Here is a 16,346-nt window from a genome sequence, read left to right as displayed (position 1 = left end):
ACACAACGGTCTCGGCTATGATTTCGTTGCGGAAAAATCCGCAGGATTCTTTCCGCCGTAGCCGAAAGATAGCAAATTGCAATGAATTCCGATTAGGAATTCAGCCGCAATGAATTATAGCCATTGTTGGGCACAGTTATTTATATTTTATTTCTCTTGTTAAAATCCTATCCAATTTTCCATTTTCGTAAATTCTTTTTGAAGTCCAATTCTTAAATTTGTCCAGGTCGTACTCGTATTTAAGTGTTGAAATCAATGAGTCATTTCCGTTATATTCTTTCAGTCCGATTAGATTTTGGCATTTGTACTCATAAACTATTTTTCGGTTCCGCTTTGAGTCCGTTTTATGAACAGTTTCAATTTTAATCGCTATTTCGTTTTTATCAAAATAGGTTGTTGAAATAGAATTTCTTATTGTATCTGAAGACTCTAAATCGATAAAAATTTGTGTGGATACAGATTTGTCTTTTGAGTTGTTTTTCCGGTAATAGTGAGTTTCGATTTGTTCGAATTTCTCATTTGGGTAATCCACAATTGCTTTTGATTGATATAGCAATGTGTCTTTATAAATGTAATCGACTATCAATGGTAAACTGTCAGTTGACATTTTAACAACTTCTCTTTTAATTTTATCTAATTCGTTGTAACTGTAATCAATTTCCATTTTTTCATTGTCAAATAATGTTTTTTGATTCAGATTTATTATTTGGTCGTTATTGTTGTAAAGTTTATTTCTAACCATTAAAGTATCTCGAGTTTCATTATTCGCAGAGTCTCGTTTTACCAAAATAGTATATTCCGTTATTTGACTTGCACTTTTAGTCAGTCCATTATTCAACAATTTTGATTCTCTACAGCAACCAATTAATGAAATTGAAAAAAGTAAAAGGAAAAGTCTGTTCATTCGGTTTTAATTGTGCCCAACGGTTTTGTTTATCTTTCAGTTGTGGGAATTGGAAAATGAAGATAGTAAAAAGAAATGACTTTGACGCGTAAGCGTTCGTGTCCGTAGGACACGACACCACGATTGAAGATAAACGTTGTTGCCTAATGTGCTTTTGCGTTTTGCTTTTAACGACCACTTTATCGTTTCTGATTTTCTTTGTCAACTAAGTTTTAATATTCTTTTGAAAACGAATTTCAGTTTTAATTTTTCTCCGCAAAGATTTTAAAAATAGAGTAGTGCTAAGAACTTTTTATCCGCAACAATTTATCGTTTTCGGTTTATCGAGTTTGAGTAAGTTTTTCTCCTGAGTTCAAATTTTCTTTAGGATTTTTAATCTTCTCTGCGCAAAGTTTAGCGATCCAGTTTTGCATAATCAAAATCCGTTAAGTTTTTAAAATTTCAATTTTCGGATTGAAAATAGATTTTGAATAAATTAATAAAGCTGAGATTTAAACCGCTGATTCTGGTTTCGCATATTTGGCAACGGTTTCGTATAACCGTCAGTTGCGGGTTAAAATATGCAAAATTTTCGGTTTAGCACAGACGTTAGCAATTCCGAGTGGATTCGGACGTAGTCGAATCCGCCGTAATTGCGGTTATACATTGTTGTGCTTAGTGTTTTTTAACGCTGTTAATTTTCGGATAATCATAAAACTACCATTATCTGCTAAATCAATCCTAAATCTTTTAACCTTTTCCGAAACTATTTTTTGTCCGTTTTTGGTCAATTCCACTTGCCAATCACTTGATACTGGAAAAATAATTGGTTTAGTCAAAGTCTTATTGTCATCCGCGAAATTCAAATCCCAATTCCATTTTGCTTTTTCCCTGTCCGCTTGATAAGGTTCACAATTCCACAAGCTAATTTTTGTATCAGATTTCGCTTTTTCAGTTGGCTTTAAAGTCTCAACGAGAGGTTTAAACATATTGATTCTTGAGTTATGAGGTAAATCAGGGAAATTTTCAAATCCAATTCTTTTCCAAAAAGGTTCTGAATTTTCAGGCGAGCAAAATAATTCACAAACTAAGACTCCTTTTTGTCCAAAGTAGTCTAAAGTGTCATTAATTAACTTTCTTGCAATTCCTTTTTTCCTTTCAGTTGGTTTGGTTTCGGCAATGTCGATTATTGCTTGAAACTCATATATTCTATAAACTAAAAATCCGATTACAAAATCATTCTCAGTTATTACTGCTACGTTATTTTTAGCAAATTCCTCTTCAATTATATTCCAATTACAATAAAATCCGCTTTTCGTTTCATTCCATTCTTTAATCAGCCAATTTTTTATATCAGCAAGATGTTTTTCGGAAGGATGAAAGTTTGTTTTTAGCACGATTTCAACATTAAGCACAACGTGTTTGTGTATGGTTAGTTGCGTGGTTAAGCAACTAAGTTAATAAACATTTACGAACCCGTGAAAATTCCGAAGGAATTTTCGCAAGTAGGTTAGAACCTAGCAATTAATTATACACGGTGTTGGCAGTAGGCTTTTTTTTAAATGTCCAATATATAATACTTCCAATTTCTATTAGTTATGTCAATATATTCATTCCAATCTGCTTGATAAATATTATCCAATTCTATAGGGCCTTTTCTATGTAAAAAATTCGGAAGTTGTGGAATGTCAATACTACTAATATTTACTCCTAATCCATTGAATAATTGATAAATTCCAGCGTTTGCTTGATGAGCATTCCAAAATGCTTGACGTTCTGTTATTAAGATTGAGTAACAACCATCAATATCATTTTGTTTTAGTTGTTCCAAGAATTTAGCATCTTTAATTGCTCCATACATTTCAAGTGGTGTTCCACAATTCTCTTTCGGCATTTTTAATTCTATAATGTATTTTAAACCAGTTATTGTTTCAACGTAAATGTCAATTTCTTTTTTTACAAACTGAGGTAAAGGATTAAAAATTCTAGATGTTGGATATTCTAGTTTTACATTTAAATCATTGTAATTATTTCTTAAATAAATAGCTAGCTCAAATTGGATTCCAAATTCACCATATAATTCAATAGGATTTTGTTGAATTTCTTGAAAAAATTGTTGAATTCTGTCTCTCATAGATGTGCTTTTTAGCTTACTGCCAACGGGTTTGTGTATGGCTTGTTGCGGGAAATCCGCAGAGGATTTTCCGCTGTATGACCAAAGATAGCAAATTGCAATGAATTCCGATTAGGAATTCAGCCGCAATGAGCTATACACGTTGTTGGCTACAGTATTATTCTGATTTTCTTTTTTTCTTTTCTGCTCTTAGTTTTCGTTTCTTTTCTTTCTCCTTTTTTTTAATAAATTTATTATGAGCTTTTATCGTTTTTTTATCGAGTATGCCATTAGCGTCAACGTCATAATCAAGATTGATTAATTTCTTTTGATAAGCAATCATTTTCAGTTTTCTTTGTTCCTTTTTAATCAGTTGTTTTTTTGTATTAAATGTTTTCTTTCCTTGTACTTTAGAACAATCAACTTCTTTCCACTCAAATTTTTTATTATAGTCAAAAGAGTTTGCATAACATTTATTGGTTTCAGGATTTTTTGGTAGAACCAAGTTTTGAGCTTGTAATTGAGATGAACAAATTAGAAATGTAATCAGAATCAGTATAATTGTGTTTTTCATTTGTCTTTGAAATATTCAGATATTGTTGCCAACGGTCTCGTATAACCGTCAGTTACGGGTTTTAAGTTACTGTTTTTCGATTAAGCACTGACGCTCGCAATTCCGAGTGGATTCGGACGTAGTCGAATCCGCCGTAATTGCGGTTATACATTGTTGTGCTTTCGTACTTTTTATTCCGATTTATGTACTTCAAGTTCGATTTCAACCATAAATTCAGGTAATGCTAATCCTTTTACTTCAAGCCAAGAACCAGTCGGAAATCCATTTTTATAAATTTCAGCACGATATGCTGATTTTTCAAGCATATGAGCCATATCAGTTGTAAAAATATCTTCTTTTATAACATCGTCAAATGTGCAACCAAAGTGTTTTAATATTTTTTCTAAATCAGCATAACAGTTTTTCATCTGCTGTTCTATATCTCCAACAGCTGTTGGATTTCCTTCATTGTCCATACTTACTGCACCAGATATTTTGATGTCGTTTCCAATTTTCACAGCGTGTGAATATCCGTATGCTTTTTCTATTTCTGGACGCAAGAGAAAATATTCAGGTTTTTCGGATTCAACAATTATTTCTTTTTCCACCTCTTTAGTTTCTTCCTTTTGTTTTTGTTCACAACTTTGGAATCCAAAAGCGAGTGCAAAAAGTGTTGCGAGTAAAGTCAATCGGTTGGTTAGTTTTTTCATTATTTTTAATTGTTTATTGCCTACTTTAGTCGGTTTTCGGCTTTCCCGTTTTTAATATCCGTTTCGTTTTTCAGTATGAAGCACAACGGTCTCGTATAACCGTCAGTTACGGGATTAAAGTTAATAATTTTCGGTTTAGAACTGGCGTTAGCAATTCCGAGTGGATTCGGACGTAGTCGAATCCGCCGTAATTGCGGTTATGCATTGTTGTAAACAGTTTTTTACTTTTTTTCATTTATTGATTTCAGAGTGTACTTGTCATAAGCTATTAAGTCAAACACTTTCGATTCTCCTGTATTCAACCACTTTTTATAAATTAATTTTCCGTTCATATAAACGTACAGTTCGTTGTCCTTTGTTTCTTTTTTGAAAACCATTTTATCCTTGCCAAACTGAAAAGTCAGTTACGATTCCATTTTCGTTAAACTCGATTGTCAAACTTCCAGTATTTATTCCGCGTTTTGACATTCCTAAAGAATATCTAAAGTTCGTTTTCGTTTCTATATCTGGTTTTCCCAATAGTTCAATAATTTCCGTTTTCGATTTTCCTTTCAGTTCGCAATTATTTCGCAAACTGTTCATCATATCCCAACGCAATGACCATTCAGATTCCGATTCCGGCCAGTTTTTCCACCTTTCAGAGTCAAATTTTTCGTGACTGATATTTCCTTTCAGAGCAAATCCGATTAGAATTAGCATTCCGAAAATCAGAAATCCGTATTTTAAATCTTTTCTCAATGTTTGTCTTAAATTGTTTACAACGGTCTCGTATAACCGTCAGTTACGGGTTAAAGTACACAAATTTTTCGGTTTAACACAGACGTTAGCAATTCCGAGTGGATTCGGACGTAGTCGAATCCGCCGTAATTGCGGTTATACATTGTTGTACATAGTGCTTTATATTTCATTCAGTTCTTTTCTCATTAATTCAATAATCTCATTTTTGATACTTTGAGTTACCTTTCCGCTTATTTCAAGTTCTTTTTGTTGTTCTTTAATTCTGGCGTCATTTCCAGTGAGCATTAATTGAGGTAAGTCAGACATCATTTTATTAGACTGTTCCATTAGTTTATCATAAGATAATTCCAATAAGTCCAGTTTCTTAAGAATTTCATCACTTGCAATTACTCGAATTGTATTAGTTTCCTGTTTTAATTTGGTTAATTCTTCATACGAGTCAGAAGTCAATTTTTGTATTTTTTTTGACATTACTGTTACTGCTAAATTTTCCTTTTTCTTATTTCCTTGAGTTGCAGCATTCAGATAATTTCTATTGAACTCATCCAATATTGGCATCATTTCCGATTGATTCTTTAAAGTCGCTTCGTTTGTGAATTTATCTAGCATTTTAAAAAATCCTAAATATTGTTCTTTTTTGCTTTCGTATTGGTAACGTCTTTTACTTATGTCGAGTTGATGCTCCTTTTTAATGGATTCAGTTTCTTCCATTAATTTTTTGTTCGTGCGAATTAATGCTTTTCTTTTTGCTCTTTCCTGCATATAGGTTTTGATATATAGTCCGATTAGTCCAATAAAAGCAATAACTAAATAGTTAATGTATGGTATTAAAAAATCAAAATCTATTTCCATTTGCGGTTTTCGGGCATTATGTACAACGGTCTCGTATAACCGTCAGTTACGGGTTGTTTAAAAACTAAGATAGCTAAAATTACCGACTTTTATGCTTACGCGGTTGTGTCCGCAGGACACAAAGCCGCAATTGTTGTTATACGTTGTTGGCAGTAGTTTTTTATTTATTCAATCGGTATTTGTATACCTGCTTCTTCAAGCTTAATAAATAACAAACTTGATAATTGTAATAAGTGTCTTGTTTTTGTTTCATCTGGATTCATATTTTCGTGAGCTTTTGGGTTTCTAATTGCACTCATCGCTCCAACGAAAATATTCCTGTATCCATCTTGTATATTTCTTCTCGATTCTGTTGTCAAATCAGGTACAAATAAAATTCTCGCATTTCTAATTAGGTTCCCATTTTTATATTGAAAACCGAAAGCTTGTTGCATTAAGTTTATTCCGTCATATTCTATTCCAGTCATTCCTAATATTTCCGCTTTAACTATAGAATTTATCTCTCTTAAGGTCATAGAGATAGAGTCTGCATAAAAGTTGTTATTAAACCTTTCTTCTGCGAGTATTCTTATTTTAGGATGTAATTCTTCCCAATTCATTTTTTCTATTTTTTTTAGTTATTCTTCGCCTTTAGAAGAAATAACTTTTGTTTTTATGTCATAAAGTTCAAAAACTACTTTTGCTTTATTTCGTGTTCTTTTATCATCTGAAATAAAATAATCGCAAAAAGTCGAGAAATAAGCGTGACTCGAATCCCATAATCTTGCATAATTGGATTTTTCATTGTACTTATCTTTCCAAAATCCAACTAAATCTAAAATCTCGAATACACCAGCAAATCGGTTGTGTAAACTCATATTCTTTCCGTCTGGATGCATTTCAATTCCTTTTTCAATAAGTTCTAATAAAGTAAATCCACCCATAGCTATTTTGTTTGCATCTATTTGTTCAATAACCTCTTTAGGTGAATAGTTATTTATTCTTAATGGGTCAATATTTAGCTGTTCTCTAAATTGCTTTTTTTGTTCTTCTGAAGTATTGTTTACCATTTGCTTCATAGAGTTTCTTGCAAATGAAACTTCATTAATTGATTGATAAATATGAAAAGGTTCATTTTTGGTTTTAACAACTTTATTTGAAGGTAGTAATCTATCTAAATAATTATCCTTCGTTATTTTGCTTATTATCTTAAACCTTTTAGATAATCTCTCATTCAGTTCACTTTTTGTCGAAGCAGTTATTTCATTTGCTTCAAAAATGTGAGACATAGAATAATAGAATTTTGAGATGTCCCTTTCTGTCAGTTTATTTAAATCTGAAATTAGTAGAACGTTTTTTTCTATATCAACTATTATGTTATTGTCTAAATATGCTGTCATTTAAATTACTGCCAACGGTCTTGTATAACAATCAGTTGCGGATTGATTACAAACTAAGATAGCTAAAATTACCGACTTTTATGCTTGCGCGGTTGTGTCCGCAGGACACAAAGCCGCAATTATTGTTATACGGTGTTGTAAAACGTTTTTTTATCGAATTTGCCACCATTTTCTTTTCTTGTTTTTAATCAATCGTTTTGTCGGGAAAGTTTTGGTTTTACCGTTCGTTTTTTCAAAATCTATTTGTTTTATTATTGAAGAGCTTACAAAATCCCAATTTGATGTATAACCAAAACCTATTTCAGAATTTTTAGCGTTGTATTTCTTTTGGATTTCAAATTTACCAATGGGTTCGTATATATTGTTTTTATAATTGTCAGGTAAATACCAAGACCAAGCCGCACTTTTTTGCCAATCTCCAAAATTATTTATCAAAACTTCACTTTTTTCAACATCTTCTAGTGTCGGTTTTGTTGATTGATTTAATCTTGTAGTTACAATTAAATTATATCCATATCCAGTCTCCAAATCAGAACTCAAAACTATTGCACTTCCATAATTTCCATTAGCCAATTTAAAAACAAGGCAAGTTCCAGTTTCAAAAATAGGTTGTTTGTTTTTCTTCCTTTTTCTTGCTTTTGGTTTAGCTTTTTCGGATTCTAATTTTGCTAAAAACTTATCTAGAACAACTTTTCTTTTTTTAATATCCGATTCGCTTGCGTCGAGTTCTCTCCATATTTTTAAGTCAGATTCGTTTTTGATTATTTCACGAACTTTTTCAAGAATATCAGTCGATAAGCTTTTAGTTTCCCAAAGAGCTAATGCCAAAGCAAACCAAAAATCATTTTCTCCGTTTGGATTGTCTGAAATTAGTTTCTTTTTGATTTCTGTCGGTTCTTTTCCGTCGTTGTATAAATCAAAAAATTCCGCATAAATATCTGCTGAAGTGTCATTACTTTTTATGGCTGTTCCCCAAGTTCCCAATTCAGTTCGTGGTTTTGTTTAAAATGTTTTACAACGGTCTCGTATAACCGTCAGTTACGGGATTAAAGATAATGATTTTCGGTTAAGAACTGACGTTAGCAATTCCGAGTGGATTCGGACGTAGTCGAATCCGCCGTAATTGCGGTTATACATTGTTGTAAAACGTTTTTATATTCGGGTTAACTTGGTTTTATTTATAAAGAAATCCTCTCGATTTATATTATCTTTAAAAAACTCTAAAAGTTCATTTTGAGATTCGAATTCTTTACTTCTCAATTTCTTATTCACTTCTGAAAAAATAAGAGTGTTACCCTCAACTTTAAAGCCATAAAAAACATTTGTGATTTTGTTTTTGTATTCTGTTTTTAGATTCATAATTTCAAAACCTTTTATTGTCTTTGAGAATGAAATTATTTCATCAGTTTTTTCCTTGTCCTTAAGTAATAATTTATATGTTTTTTCTCCGTATTTTATGATAGTAAGTTTTTCGCTATTATCTTTTTCATTGAACCATTCTCCAATTAATTCAGTATTGATATTTTCATCATTCGGCAAGCTGAATTTTGATTCCAAAGAACAACTAATTACTAAAAATAAAATTATTAAACTTAAAGTGTATTTTTTCATAGGTTCTGTTTTTTTAATGTTTTACAACGGTCTCGTATAACCGTCAGTTACGGGTTAAAGTACGCAAATTTTTCGGTTTAGCACAGACGTTAGCAATTCCGAGTGGATTCGGACGTAGTCGAATCCGCCGTAATTGCGGTTATACATTGTTGTAAAACGTTTTTAATCAATCAGCTTTTGTTTTTTCGGTTTTATTATAATGTCATCGTGCAAGTTTGGGAAATACTTAAGCATAGTTTCTTTATCTTTTCCAGAGGTGTCGATAAAAGTCCAATTCTGTCCATTGTCACCAGATATTCCAATTAAGGTATATTCGGATTCTATTTTTCCGCGTGGCGTTTTCATCACAATTACTTGAGTCAAAGAGCACTGTGATTCATTTCCTTTTTTTAAGAATTCGGAAGGGTTTTTAAAGTTCAAATCGGTAAATGAGAAACCATCATTTTTCATTTTACTCATTCCTTGTTCGGTGGCTTTAACCATATTCGATTTTCCACCCATCATTTCAATAACTTTTGGATATGTGTAATTAACAAAATTCTCATAATCTCCAGCAAGAAAGAATTTTTTCATTTCTCCAAGTTGAGAGTTTAAATTTTTATTTTCAGTTTGAGAAAACCCCAAAGCTGAATTTATTATTAGAATTAAAATCCAAATTTTCTTATTCATAATGTTTGTCTTAAATGTTTTACAACGGTCTCGTATAACCGTCAGTTACGGGATTAAAGTTAATGATTTTCGGTTTAGCACAGACGTTAGCAATTCCGAGTGGATTCGGACGTAGTCGAATCCGCCGTAATTGCGGTTATACATTGTTGCCCACAGTTTTTTATTCCAGTCCATAATTTCCATTTGCCCATTTTATTGTCGGTTCAATCCATTCTTTTAATGGTTTGAACAAAAATCCGTGTTCCATTCCAGTATTCAGCTCAATTTCTTTAAAGTTCTTTATTTCACAGGTTGAGTTTTCTTTTTTTCGGATTGCGGACACTCCGAACGAGTCAGTTTTTTCGTAAATGGTCAAAATGTTTCCGCAAAAGTTTATTTCAGGGATATTTTCCAAATCGCTATTTCTAAAACTCGCTACGAACACAAAATTCAGTTCAGGGTTGTCTGCCAAGGTCGAAACGTATTGTGCAATATATCCGCCTTTTGAAGTTCCAACCACAGTTATTTTTTTCGGTTCTGTTCCGTTTTTTATTAAACTGTCAATTTGGGTTACAATTCCGATTGCGTATTCTCTTGCGTTAACATTTCCACTCCGTTTTTCGCTTATTACTTTAAGTCCACTTTTTTTAAATTCAGCTATAATTTCGTTGTATTCAGTCCGCCCAAATTCAGGATGCAATTCATTCAGTTCGTGTTCTTCTAAAAATCGGTTGTGAAGAAAGAAAACAAATCGGTCATCATTTTTGTTTCCGCACGCAAATAAAGTTGAGCAAAAAAGAATTCCAATTAATAGATTTATTTTCATTGATTTACGATTTTTTCAAATTGTGGGCAACGGTCTCGGCTATGATTTCGTTGTGGAATCATCCGCAGGATTATTCCGCCGAAATCCAGCCGTTTGATTTATAGATTAAACTTTGTTTTAGCTCTCTGCCACAATGAATTATAGCCATTGTTGCCAGTAGTGTTTTTTTCTTTTATTTCGTCCAAAATCCGATTTGCTTTTTCCGCAATTCCTTTAAAAAATTCCCAATCCTTGTTTATTTCCGAAACGTGTTTTCCCAAAGTCTGTCGGTAATTAAATTCCGAGTTCAATTGAGCAGACTGAATTATTGTTTCAATTCGCTTTTTTTCTTTTGAGTTCAGATTGGTTAAGTCAAATTCCGATATTTTGTCAATTAGTTTTTGTCGGTATTCCAGTCCGTTTTGTTGTTCCTCCAGAAAAAGTCGGGCTGAACTTGCGTGAATTTCGTCCTCAAATTCAGATTCCAGTGCGATATTTATTAATTCGTCCGTATTCGGTTTTGGACTAATTTTCATTAAATTCCAAAAATATCCTCGGTCTGGGTCGATTACGTATTCCATCCATTTGTCGCCAGTTTTTTCGTCCAGATAAATTTTTGTCCATCCACCATCGAGTTTCTCGATTTCGGTCAGACTTTTTTTAAAATCGTCTGTAAGTTTATTTGTTCCGAAAAATTTTCTTTTCATTTCAGTTTTTTCAACATTACTGGCAACGGTCTCGGCTATGAGTAGTTGCGTGGTTTAGCAGTTAACTTTGCAAGTACGCACCAAACTGAAAATCCGCGAGGATTTTCAGAAGTAGGCGAGAACAAGCAATTACTTATAGCCATTGTTAGGCACAGTATTTATTAATAATCTTTTCTCGAATTGAAATCTTTTTCGCTAATCTCAATTCTATTTTCGTTAAACCAATTTGCAAAATCAGTAAAATTCTGTTCATTTTCAGAGTACCATTCTTGATATTCGGTTGGATTTCCTTGCGATAGCATCCAATATGTGTATGTTTTAAAAAAACCATTCTTTTGAATCTCTTTTTGGTACTCTAATAATTTATTTGGATAATCCTTGTTAAATTTTTTTTCATTAAACCAAAAGTCCAAAAAGTCCTTTCTTGCATTGTAAATTGAAGCAATGTTTATATTATTCTGAAAATTGATTGCTGAAAAGGCAAAAGCAGTTGCAAACGTACCTTCAAATGGTAGAACTCCTTTTTTCATTTTTTTTATGTCTTTTTTGTCCTGTACAACTATTTGAAATCCTTTTTCTGTCAAATGGAATTGACCAGAGGAATCCGTTTGCACTTCATAGCTTTTTTGAAAATTTTCATATAGTAACTTGCTTATTTCTTCTGTTCTCTGTGTATTTGGTTCTAATAACATAAAATATTCACCGTAAAGTAAAGTCCAAATTCTTTCTTCCGTTAATGAAAACACTTTTGAAAGTCTATAATAATTTGATGAATAGTTAGGATTAGCCTTAATTCCATCTTCCCAAAATGCAATTGCCTCATTATACTCTTCATTATGATATTTTATATTTCCAGATTCCAAATGGAATTTTCCAGAATTTGGAAATTTAATCATTCCTTTTTGGTAGGTTTTCAAAGCAAGTTCAGGATTTCCTGTTAAGTCATAAGCATTTCCAAGCAACTGATAGACTACATCTGTAACATCTTTGTGTTCTGTTATTGTGTTCAGTATTTCTATTGCTTTTTGATAATCCTCTTTTCTGTAATTTGCATACGCAAGTTCGTATGGGTAGTCCATTCTTTCAGGGTCTAATTCTTGAGCTTGTTTTAATAAGTCAATAGATTCATCAAGTTTTCCCTCGTCCATTATTTTTATTGCATTTCGCCCTAATTCCAAAGCTTTTTCTTTGTTGTTTTGTCCGATAGCAAAATTTCCAATTAAAAGGAATAATATTGTAAGTAAAAAGAGTTTCGTATTCATTGGTTTTTTCATATTGTGCCTAACGGTCTCGTATAACCGTCAGTTACGGGATTAAAGTTAATAATTTTCGGTTAAGCACTGACGTTAGCAATTCCGAGTGGATTCGGACGTAGTCGAATCCGCCGTAATTGCGGTTATACATTGTTGTGTGTAGTTTTTTATTCAGTTTCATATTCCGTTTTGTGGAATTCCAATAGTTTATCCGTTAAAATATTTATTTCTTTTTTCTCTTTTAGTTTAAAATCCGCAAACATAATCAGTCCGAAAACAACAAACACAATCGGCAAAATCCAATTTGCCTTAATCAGCGAAATTATTGAAATCAGAATTCCGAGTCCGAGTAAAATTTTCGCTAAAATATTCATCGGTGACTTAAAGTCAAATTTCAAATCGTAATTACCTGTTTCATTCACAATTCCGATTAGTCTGTGATTGTTCGGGAAACGATTCCGCATTAATTCAAACTTTTCAGTTCCGATATATCCATTATAGAATCCGTTCAAAATTAATTTGTTCAGAATTCTTAAGTTTTTATCACTTTTGGTTATCGTTTGTCTCATTTCTCAAATTACACACAACGGTTTTGTGTATGATTTCGTTGCGTGTTTCAGCACTAAAGTTAGCAAATAAATCACAGATAGAAAGTCCGCGAGGACTTTCGTAAGTAGGCTTTCACTAGCAATGAATTATACACGTTGTTACCACACGTTTTTTTATCAGATTATAAAAGCAACTACAATTTGTAATAGAATGGACAAAATCGCAACAACTAAAAAGAATACAAAAATGTTTTTCGAGATATTCTGTGTTTTTAAAAGTCGGAATTGATTTAGGTTGTTTAAAATCAACAATTCTTTTTCGTCCATTGCTCGTAATTCAGAAAGCTTTTTGTATTTGCTGTATTTATCAAATTCAGTTGGTTCAATGTCATTAACATTTTTAATATTCTCCATAGCGGTTAATTCAGTTTATTAATTTATAATTCAAATATTATGTCAAAATTTAATCATAAAACATTAGTTAAAATAAATGCATATTGTCGATTATTTTGGGCTTACCTTGGTTTTGTGTTTTTTATGTCCATCCTAATTTGTCCAGAATTTCTCCTAAAGACCATCCAATACCTATGCAAGTAAGAATAACCCACCAATACTTTTGTATTAGACTAATAAATTTAAGGTCTTCTGTTAGATTTCTTATTCGGTCATTTTGTTCACGAATAGTTTCCTCATATTCTAATTTGTCCTTTTGTAAAATCTTAATTTCTAAATCAAGTTTGTTTTTTTGCTTTTCAATGTCGGAATCAGTTTTTATATCCGATTTAATTTTAGTAAATCCACCAGAAGAAATAAAGTCATCTATAAGTCCACTGTATTGGACTGGTAAAATTCCAATATTAGATTCATTATACACTCTCATTAAATTTGGTTTAAAATCAATGATTTGGTATAAAAATTCTTTTACTTGGTCTTTATTTAATTCAGGAAACAATTTTTGTTTTAAATCTCTTTGGTCAAAATGTCTATCTCTATTTTCAGACAAAAACTCTAAAATTAAATCCCTATTATCTTTCATTGGTCAAATGTGTGGTAACGTGTTTGGCTATGGTTTCGTTGCGTGAAAATCCGCTAGGATTTTCCGCCGTAAACCGAAGATAGCAAATTTGCGAGGACTTTCCGCGAGGAAAGTCAGAAGCAATGAACTATAGCCGGTGTTACCCATAGGCTTTTTTTATTTTAATTGGAAATGAATATGGTCATCGTGTCGAACAGCTTGACATCCGTGAAACCTTACTTTTCCGTTTGTTAAATTCAGTCGTTTTTTTAAATGTGGTTCAATAAATAATTTGCCGATGCTGTTTTGACGTAAAATGATATTCGCTAATTCACGAGTTGCCTTTTCGGAAAATTCAATCTCTTTGTTGATAGTTCCTAACGTCAAATACTTCGGGAAATCATATTGCCAATTCCCACGTTGTTTGCAATCTGCATTTTGGTCATATTCGTTTGGGGTTGGTTTTTCGTAAACTCCATATCCGCTTACGGATGGTTTTTTATTGGTCAATTGTCCGTTTGGCTCTTCATAAATTAGGGAAACGTCAATTTTCTTTCCGTCGTTGTGGCTTAAATGGGGTAGAAGTGGAAATCCGTTGATGAATGGAAAGTTCGCATCGAGATAAATCATTTTTATTCCGTTATTCCGCTTCTCAAATTCGGTTGCGATTTGGGTTAGAGATTTGTTTAAATCTGGTCTTACATAATTCCTGTTGGCAAGTTTGAAAAATACAGAATGAGCTTTTAAAAATTCCGTTTCTTTAATTTTTTCACGTCCGAAAATTGGTGCAACATTAGGGACAATGAAAAAAGTTGCGATTAAATAAAGTCCGATAAAAACTCCAATTCGTTTAAGTCGCCTTTTGTTAGCAGTTCGTTTGATTACCAAAATTGAAATCAGATATAAAATTCCGCCGATTTGGGTCAAAATTGTTAAAAGGACGAAAATTACAATGTGAAGTAGGATTCTCAAATTTCAGTGGTTTTTTCAGCTTATGGGTAACGGTTTCGTATAACCGTCAGTTACGGATAAATTTACAATTAAATTTGGTTTAGAACTGGCGTTAGCAATTCCGAGTGGATTCGGACGTAGTCGAATCCGCCGTAATTGCGGTTATACATTGTTGGCGTGTCGTTTTTATTTTATTTCAATTTTCTTCCCTAAAAATTTAGGTTCTACTCCAAAAATTATATCTAAAAAAGCCTTTGTTCTTGCAAAATATTCTCTAACCTGAGTCTTTAAACCATACTTCCCACTTAAATCTTTTGCATTAAATCCAATTGCAGAAATTCCATTTTTCTCTGCAAGATAGATTGCTCGTTCATTATGAAACTTTTGTGAAATAACAGTTATGCTCATTTGCCCGAAAATTTCTTTTGCTCTTACAACAGAATCTAAAGTCCGAAATCCAGCGTAATCCAGAAAAATTCTATTTTCAGGAATTCCATTTTTTATCAATTCATTTTTGAAATCAGTCGGTTCATCATAGTTTTTATTTCCATTATCACCACTTACTAAAATAAAATCAACTTTCCCTTTTTTATAAAGTTCAACTGTTGCGTTTATTCGATATTTAAAGTATAGATTAATTCTACCATTTTTTAAATTTTTTGAAGTTCCGAGTACAAGTCCAACTTTGTTTTTTTTAATATCAGATGAGTTTGAAAATGTTTTGTTTTCAGCGTTTTTTTCTATTGAATAATTTGCTGTAAATACTAAAACAATTGGGATTATAAAAATCAGTAATAATATTATTCTTTTTTTCTTTTTCATTCGGATTTTCATTCAAATGCACGCCAACGGTCTCGTATAACCGTCAGTTACGGGATTAAAGTTAATAATTTTCGGTTAAGCACAGGCGTTAGCAATTCCGAGTGGATTCGGACGTAGTCGAATCCGCCGTAATTGCGGTTATACATTGTTGTGCTTTCGTACTTTTTATTCCGATTTATGTACTTCAAGTTCGATTTCAACCATAAATTCAGGTAATGCTAATCCTTTTACTTCAAGCCAAGAACCAGTCGGAAATCCATTTTTATAAATTTCAGCACGATATGCTGATTTTTCAAGCATTTGAGCCATATCAGTTGTAAAAATATCTTCTTTTATAACATCGTCAAATGTGCAACCAAAGTGTTTTAATATTTTTTCTAAATCAGAATAACAGTTTTTCATCTGCTGTTCTATATCTCCAACAGCTGTTGGATTTCCTTCATTGTCCATACTTACTGCACCAGATATTTTGATGTCGTTTCCAATTTTCACAGCGTGTGAATATCCGTATGCTTTTTCTATTTCTGGACGCAAGAGAAAATATTCAGGTTTTTCGGATTCAACAATTATTTCTTTTTCCACCTCTTTAGTTTCTTCCTTTTGTTTTTGTTCACAACTTTGGAATCCAAAAGCGAATGCAAAAAGTGTTGCGAGTAAAGTCAATCGGTTGGTTAGTTTTTTCATTATTTTTAATTGTTTATTGCCTACTTTAGTCGGTTTTCGGCTTTCCCGTTTTTAATATCCGTTTCGTTTTTCAG

21 protein-coding genes are annotated in these 16,346 nt (G+C 32.2%); all 21 read right to left on the bottom strand.

The window, feature by feature from the left end; genetic code table 11:
- Window positions 1-136: 136 nt before the first annotated feature.
- Entirely contained in the window at window positions 137-904 is a 768-nt protein-coding gene (locus R3L15_RS09870; protein WP_338731434.1) for a hypothetical protein, read from the bottom strand.
- A gap of 638 nt (window positions 905-1,542) precedes the next feature.
- On the bottom strand, window positions 1,543-2,280 hold the full coding sequence (locus R3L15_RS09865; protein ID WP_338731433.1) for a GNAT family N-acetyltransferase: 738 nt from the start codon (window positions 2,278-2,280) through the stop codon (window positions 1,543-1,545).
- A gap of 161 nt (window positions 2,281-2,441) precedes the next feature.
- Entirely contained in the window at window positions 2,442-3,017 is a 576-nt protein-coding gene (locus R3L15_RS09860) for a hypothetical protein (protein ID WP_338731432.1), read from the bottom strand.
- Window positions 3,018-3,174: 157 nt separating this feature from the next.
- Window positions 3,175-3,570, bottom strand: coding sequence for a hypothetical protein (locus R3L15_RS09855; RefSeq protein WP_338731430.1), 396 nt, complete (start codon window positions 3,568-3,570; stop codon window positions 3,175-3,177).
- A gap of 170 nt (window positions 3,571-3,740) precedes the next feature.
- Complete coding sequence (locus R3L15_RS09850) at window positions 3,741-4,259, bottom strand: RidA family protein (protein ID WP_338731428.1); 519 nt, start codon at window positions 4,257-4,259, stop codon at window positions 3,741-3,743.
- 378 nt (window positions 4,260-4,637) lie between these two features.
- Window positions 4,638-4,997 (bottom strand): hypothetical protein, encoded by a 360-nt coding sequence (locus R3L15_RS09845; protein WP_338731427.1) that lies wholly within the window; start codon window positions 4,995-4,997, stop codon window positions 4,638-4,640.
- Between the two features lie 159 nt (window positions 4,998-5,156).
- The gene (locus R3L15_RS09840) at window positions 5,157-5,849 is read right to left on the bottom strand and encodes a hypothetical protein (RefSeq protein WP_338731426.1); all 693 of its coding nucleotides are present in this window, start codon (window positions 5,847-5,849) and stop codon (window positions 5,157-5,159) included.
- Between the two features lie 164 nt (window positions 5,850-6,013).
- Window positions 6,014-6,448: a TIGR02391 family protein gene (locus tag R3L15_RS09835; protein ID WP_338731425.1), complete on the bottom strand. Its 435-nt coding sequence runs from the start codon at window positions 6,446-6,448 to the stop codon at window positions 6,014-6,016.
- A gap of 18 nt (window positions 6,449-6,466) precedes the next feature.
- Window positions 6,467-7,117 carry a hypothetical protein gene (locus R3L15_RS09830; protein WP_338731424.1) on the bottom strand — a complete coding sequence of 217 codons (651 nt, stop codon included), beginning with the start codon at window positions 7,115-7,117 and terminating at the stop codon, window positions 6,467-6,469.
- Between the two features lie 261 nt (window positions 7,118-7,378).
- A complete protein-coding gene (locus tag R3L15_RS09825; RefSeq protein ID WP_338731423.1) occupies window positions 7,379-8,212 on the bottom strand; it encodes a hypothetical protein in 834 nt (277 codons plus the stop codon).
- A 168-nt stretch (window positions 8,213-8,380) separates the two neighbouring features.
- Entirely contained in the window at window positions 8,381-8,839 is a 459-nt protein-coding gene (locus R3L15_RS09820; protein WP_338731422.1) for a hypothetical protein, read from the bottom strand.
- A 162-nt stretch (window positions 8,840-9,001) separates the two neighbouring features.
- The gene (locus tag R3L15_RS09815; RefSeq protein WP_338731421.1) at window positions 9,002-9,508 is read right to left on the bottom strand and encodes a hypothetical protein; all 507 of its coding nucleotides are present in this window, start codon (window positions 9,506-9,508) and stop codon (window positions 9,002-9,004) included.
- Between the two features lie 160 nt (window positions 9,509-9,668).
- The gene (locus tag R3L15_RS09810) at window positions 9,669-10,313 is read right to left on the bottom strand and encodes an alpha/beta hydrolase (RefSeq protein WP_338731419.1); all 645 of its coding nucleotides are present in this window, start codon (window positions 10,311-10,313) and stop codon (window positions 9,669-9,671) included.
- A gap of 98 nt (window positions 10,314-10,411) precedes the next feature.
- Window positions 10,412-10,999: a hypothetical protein gene (locus tag R3L15_RS09805; protein ID WP_338731417.1), complete on the bottom strand. Its 588-nt coding sequence runs from the start codon at window positions 10,997-10,999 to the stop codon at window positions 10,412-10,414.
- Window positions 11,000-11,160: 161 nt separating this feature from the next.
- The gene (locus R3L15_RS09800) at window positions 11,161-12,261 is read right to left on the bottom strand and encodes a tetratricopeptide repeat protein (RefSeq protein WP_338731416.1); all 1,101 of its coding nucleotides are present in this window, start codon (window positions 12,259-12,261) and stop codon (window positions 11,161-11,163) included.
- Between the two features lie 158 nt (window positions 12,262-12,419).
- Window positions 12,420-12,821, bottom strand: a complete 402-nt coding sequence (locus R3L15_RS09795; protein WP_338731414.1) for a hypothetical protein — start codon at window positions 12,819-12,821, stop codon at window positions 12,420-12,422.
- Between the two features lie 156 nt (window positions 12,822-12,977).
- Window positions 12,978-13,214 (bottom strand): hypothetical protein, encoded by a 237-nt coding sequence (locus R3L15_RS09790; RefSeq protein WP_338731412.1) that lies wholly within the window; start codon window positions 13,212-13,214, stop codon window positions 12,978-12,980.
- A 121-nt stretch (window positions 13,215-13,335) separates the two neighbouring features.
- Entirely contained in the window at window positions 13,336-13,836 is a 501-nt protein-coding gene (locus R3L15_RS09785) for a hypothetical protein (RefSeq protein ID WP_338731410.1), read from the bottom strand.
- Window positions 13,837-13,992: 156 nt separating this feature from the next.
- Window positions 13,993-14,787 carry a hypothetical protein gene (locus R3L15_RS09780; protein WP_338731409.1) on the bottom strand — a complete coding sequence of 265 codons (795 nt, stop codon included), beginning with the start codon at window positions 14,785-14,787 and terminating at the stop codon, window positions 13,993-13,995.
- A 165-nt stretch (window positions 14,788-14,952) separates the two neighbouring features.
- Window positions 14,953-15,588: a vancomycin high temperature exclusion protein gene (locus R3L15_RS09775; protein ID WP_147862026.1), complete on the bottom strand. Its 636-nt coding sequence runs from the start codon at window positions 15,586-15,588 to the stop codon at window positions 14,953-14,955.
- Between the two features lie 165 nt (window positions 15,589-15,753).
- Window positions 15,754-16,272 carry a RidA family protein gene (locus R3L15_RS09770; protein WP_338731408.1) on the bottom strand — a complete coding sequence of 173 codons (519 nt, stop codon included), beginning with the start codon at window positions 16,270-16,272 and terminating at the stop codon, window positions 15,754-15,756.
- Between the last annotated feature and the right edge of the window lie 74 nt (window positions 16,273-16,346).

It is taken from the genome of Mangrovimonas cancribranchiae, assembly GCF_037126245.1.
Taxonomy (GTDB): Bacteria; Bacteroidota; Bacteroidia; order Flavobacteriales; family Flavobacteriaceae; genus Mangrovimonas; species Mangrovimonas cancribranchiae.
The sequence above is the reverse complement of the archived record's forward strand: the minus strand, read 5'-3'. Positions and strand labels throughout refer to the sequence as shown.

Bases quoted from the DNA above. Each gene is read 5' to 3' on its own strand.
- R3L15_RS09870 (WP_338731434.1), bottom strand. From the start codon at position 904: ATGAACAGACTTTTCCTTTTACTTTTTTCAATTTCATTAATTGGTTGC.
- R3L15_RS09860 (WP_338731432.1), bottom strand. From the start codon at position 3,017: ATGAGAGACAGAATTCAACAATTTTTTCAAGAAATTCAACAAAATCCT.
- R3L15_RS09855 (WP_338731430.1), bottom strand. From the start codon at position 3,570: ATGAAAAACACAATTATACTGATTCTGATTACATTTCTAATTTGTTCA.
- R3L15_RS09850 (WP_338731428.1), bottom strand. From the start codon at position 4,259: ATGAAAAAACTAACCAACCGATTGACTTTACTCGCAACACTTTTTGCA.
- R3L15_RS09840 (WP_338731426.1), bottom strand. From the start codon at position 5,849: ATGGAAATAGATTTTGATTTTTTAATACCATACATTAACTATTTAGTT.
- R3L15_RS09835 (WP_338731425.1), bottom strand. From the start codon at position 6,448: ATGAATTGGGAAGAATTACATCCTAAAATAAGAATACTCGCAGAAGAA.
- R3L15_RS09830 (WP_338731424.1), bottom strand. From the start codon at position 7,117: ATGTCTCACATTTTTGAAGCAAATGAAATAACTGCTTCGACAAAAAGT.
- R3L15_RS09820 (WP_338731422.1), bottom strand. From the start codon at position 8,839: ATGAAAAAATACACTTTAAGTTTAATAATTTTATTTTTAGTAATTAGT.
- R3L15_RS09815 (WP_338731421.1), bottom strand. From the start codon at position 9,508: ATGAATAAGAAAATTTGGATTTTAATTCTAATAATAAATTCAGCTTTG.
- R3L15_RS09810 (WP_338731419.1), bottom strand. From the start codon at position 10,313: ATGAAAATAAATCTATTAATTGGAATTCTTTTTTGCTCAACTTTATTT.
- R3L15_RS09805 (WP_338731417.1), bottom strand. From the start codon at position 10,999: ATGAAAAGAAAATTTTTCGGAACAAATAAACTTACAGACGATTTTAAA.
- R3L15_RS09800 (WP_338731416.1), bottom strand. From the start codon at position 12,261: ATGAATACGAAACTCTTTTTACTTACAATATTATTCCTTTTAATTGGA.
- R3L15_RS09795 (WP_338731414.1), bottom strand. From the start codon at position 12,821: ATGAGACAAACGATAACCAAAAGTGATAAAAACTTAAGAATTCTGAAC.
- R3L15_RS09790 (WP_338731412.1), bottom strand. From the start codon at position 13,214: ATGGAGAATATTAAAAATGTTAATGACATTGAACCAACTGAATTTGAT.
- R3L15_RS09785 (WP_338731410.1), bottom strand. From the start codon at position 13,836: ATGAAAGATAATAGGGATTTAATTTTAGAGTTTTTGTCTGAAAATAGA.
- R3L15_RS09775 (WP_147862026.1), bottom strand. From the start codon at position 15,588: ATGAAAAAGAAAAAAAGAATAATATTATTACTGATTTTTATAATCCCA.
- R3L15_RS09770 (WP_338731408.1), bottom strand. From the start codon at position 16,272: ATGAAAAAACTAACCAACCGATTGACTTTACTCGCAACACTTTTTGCA.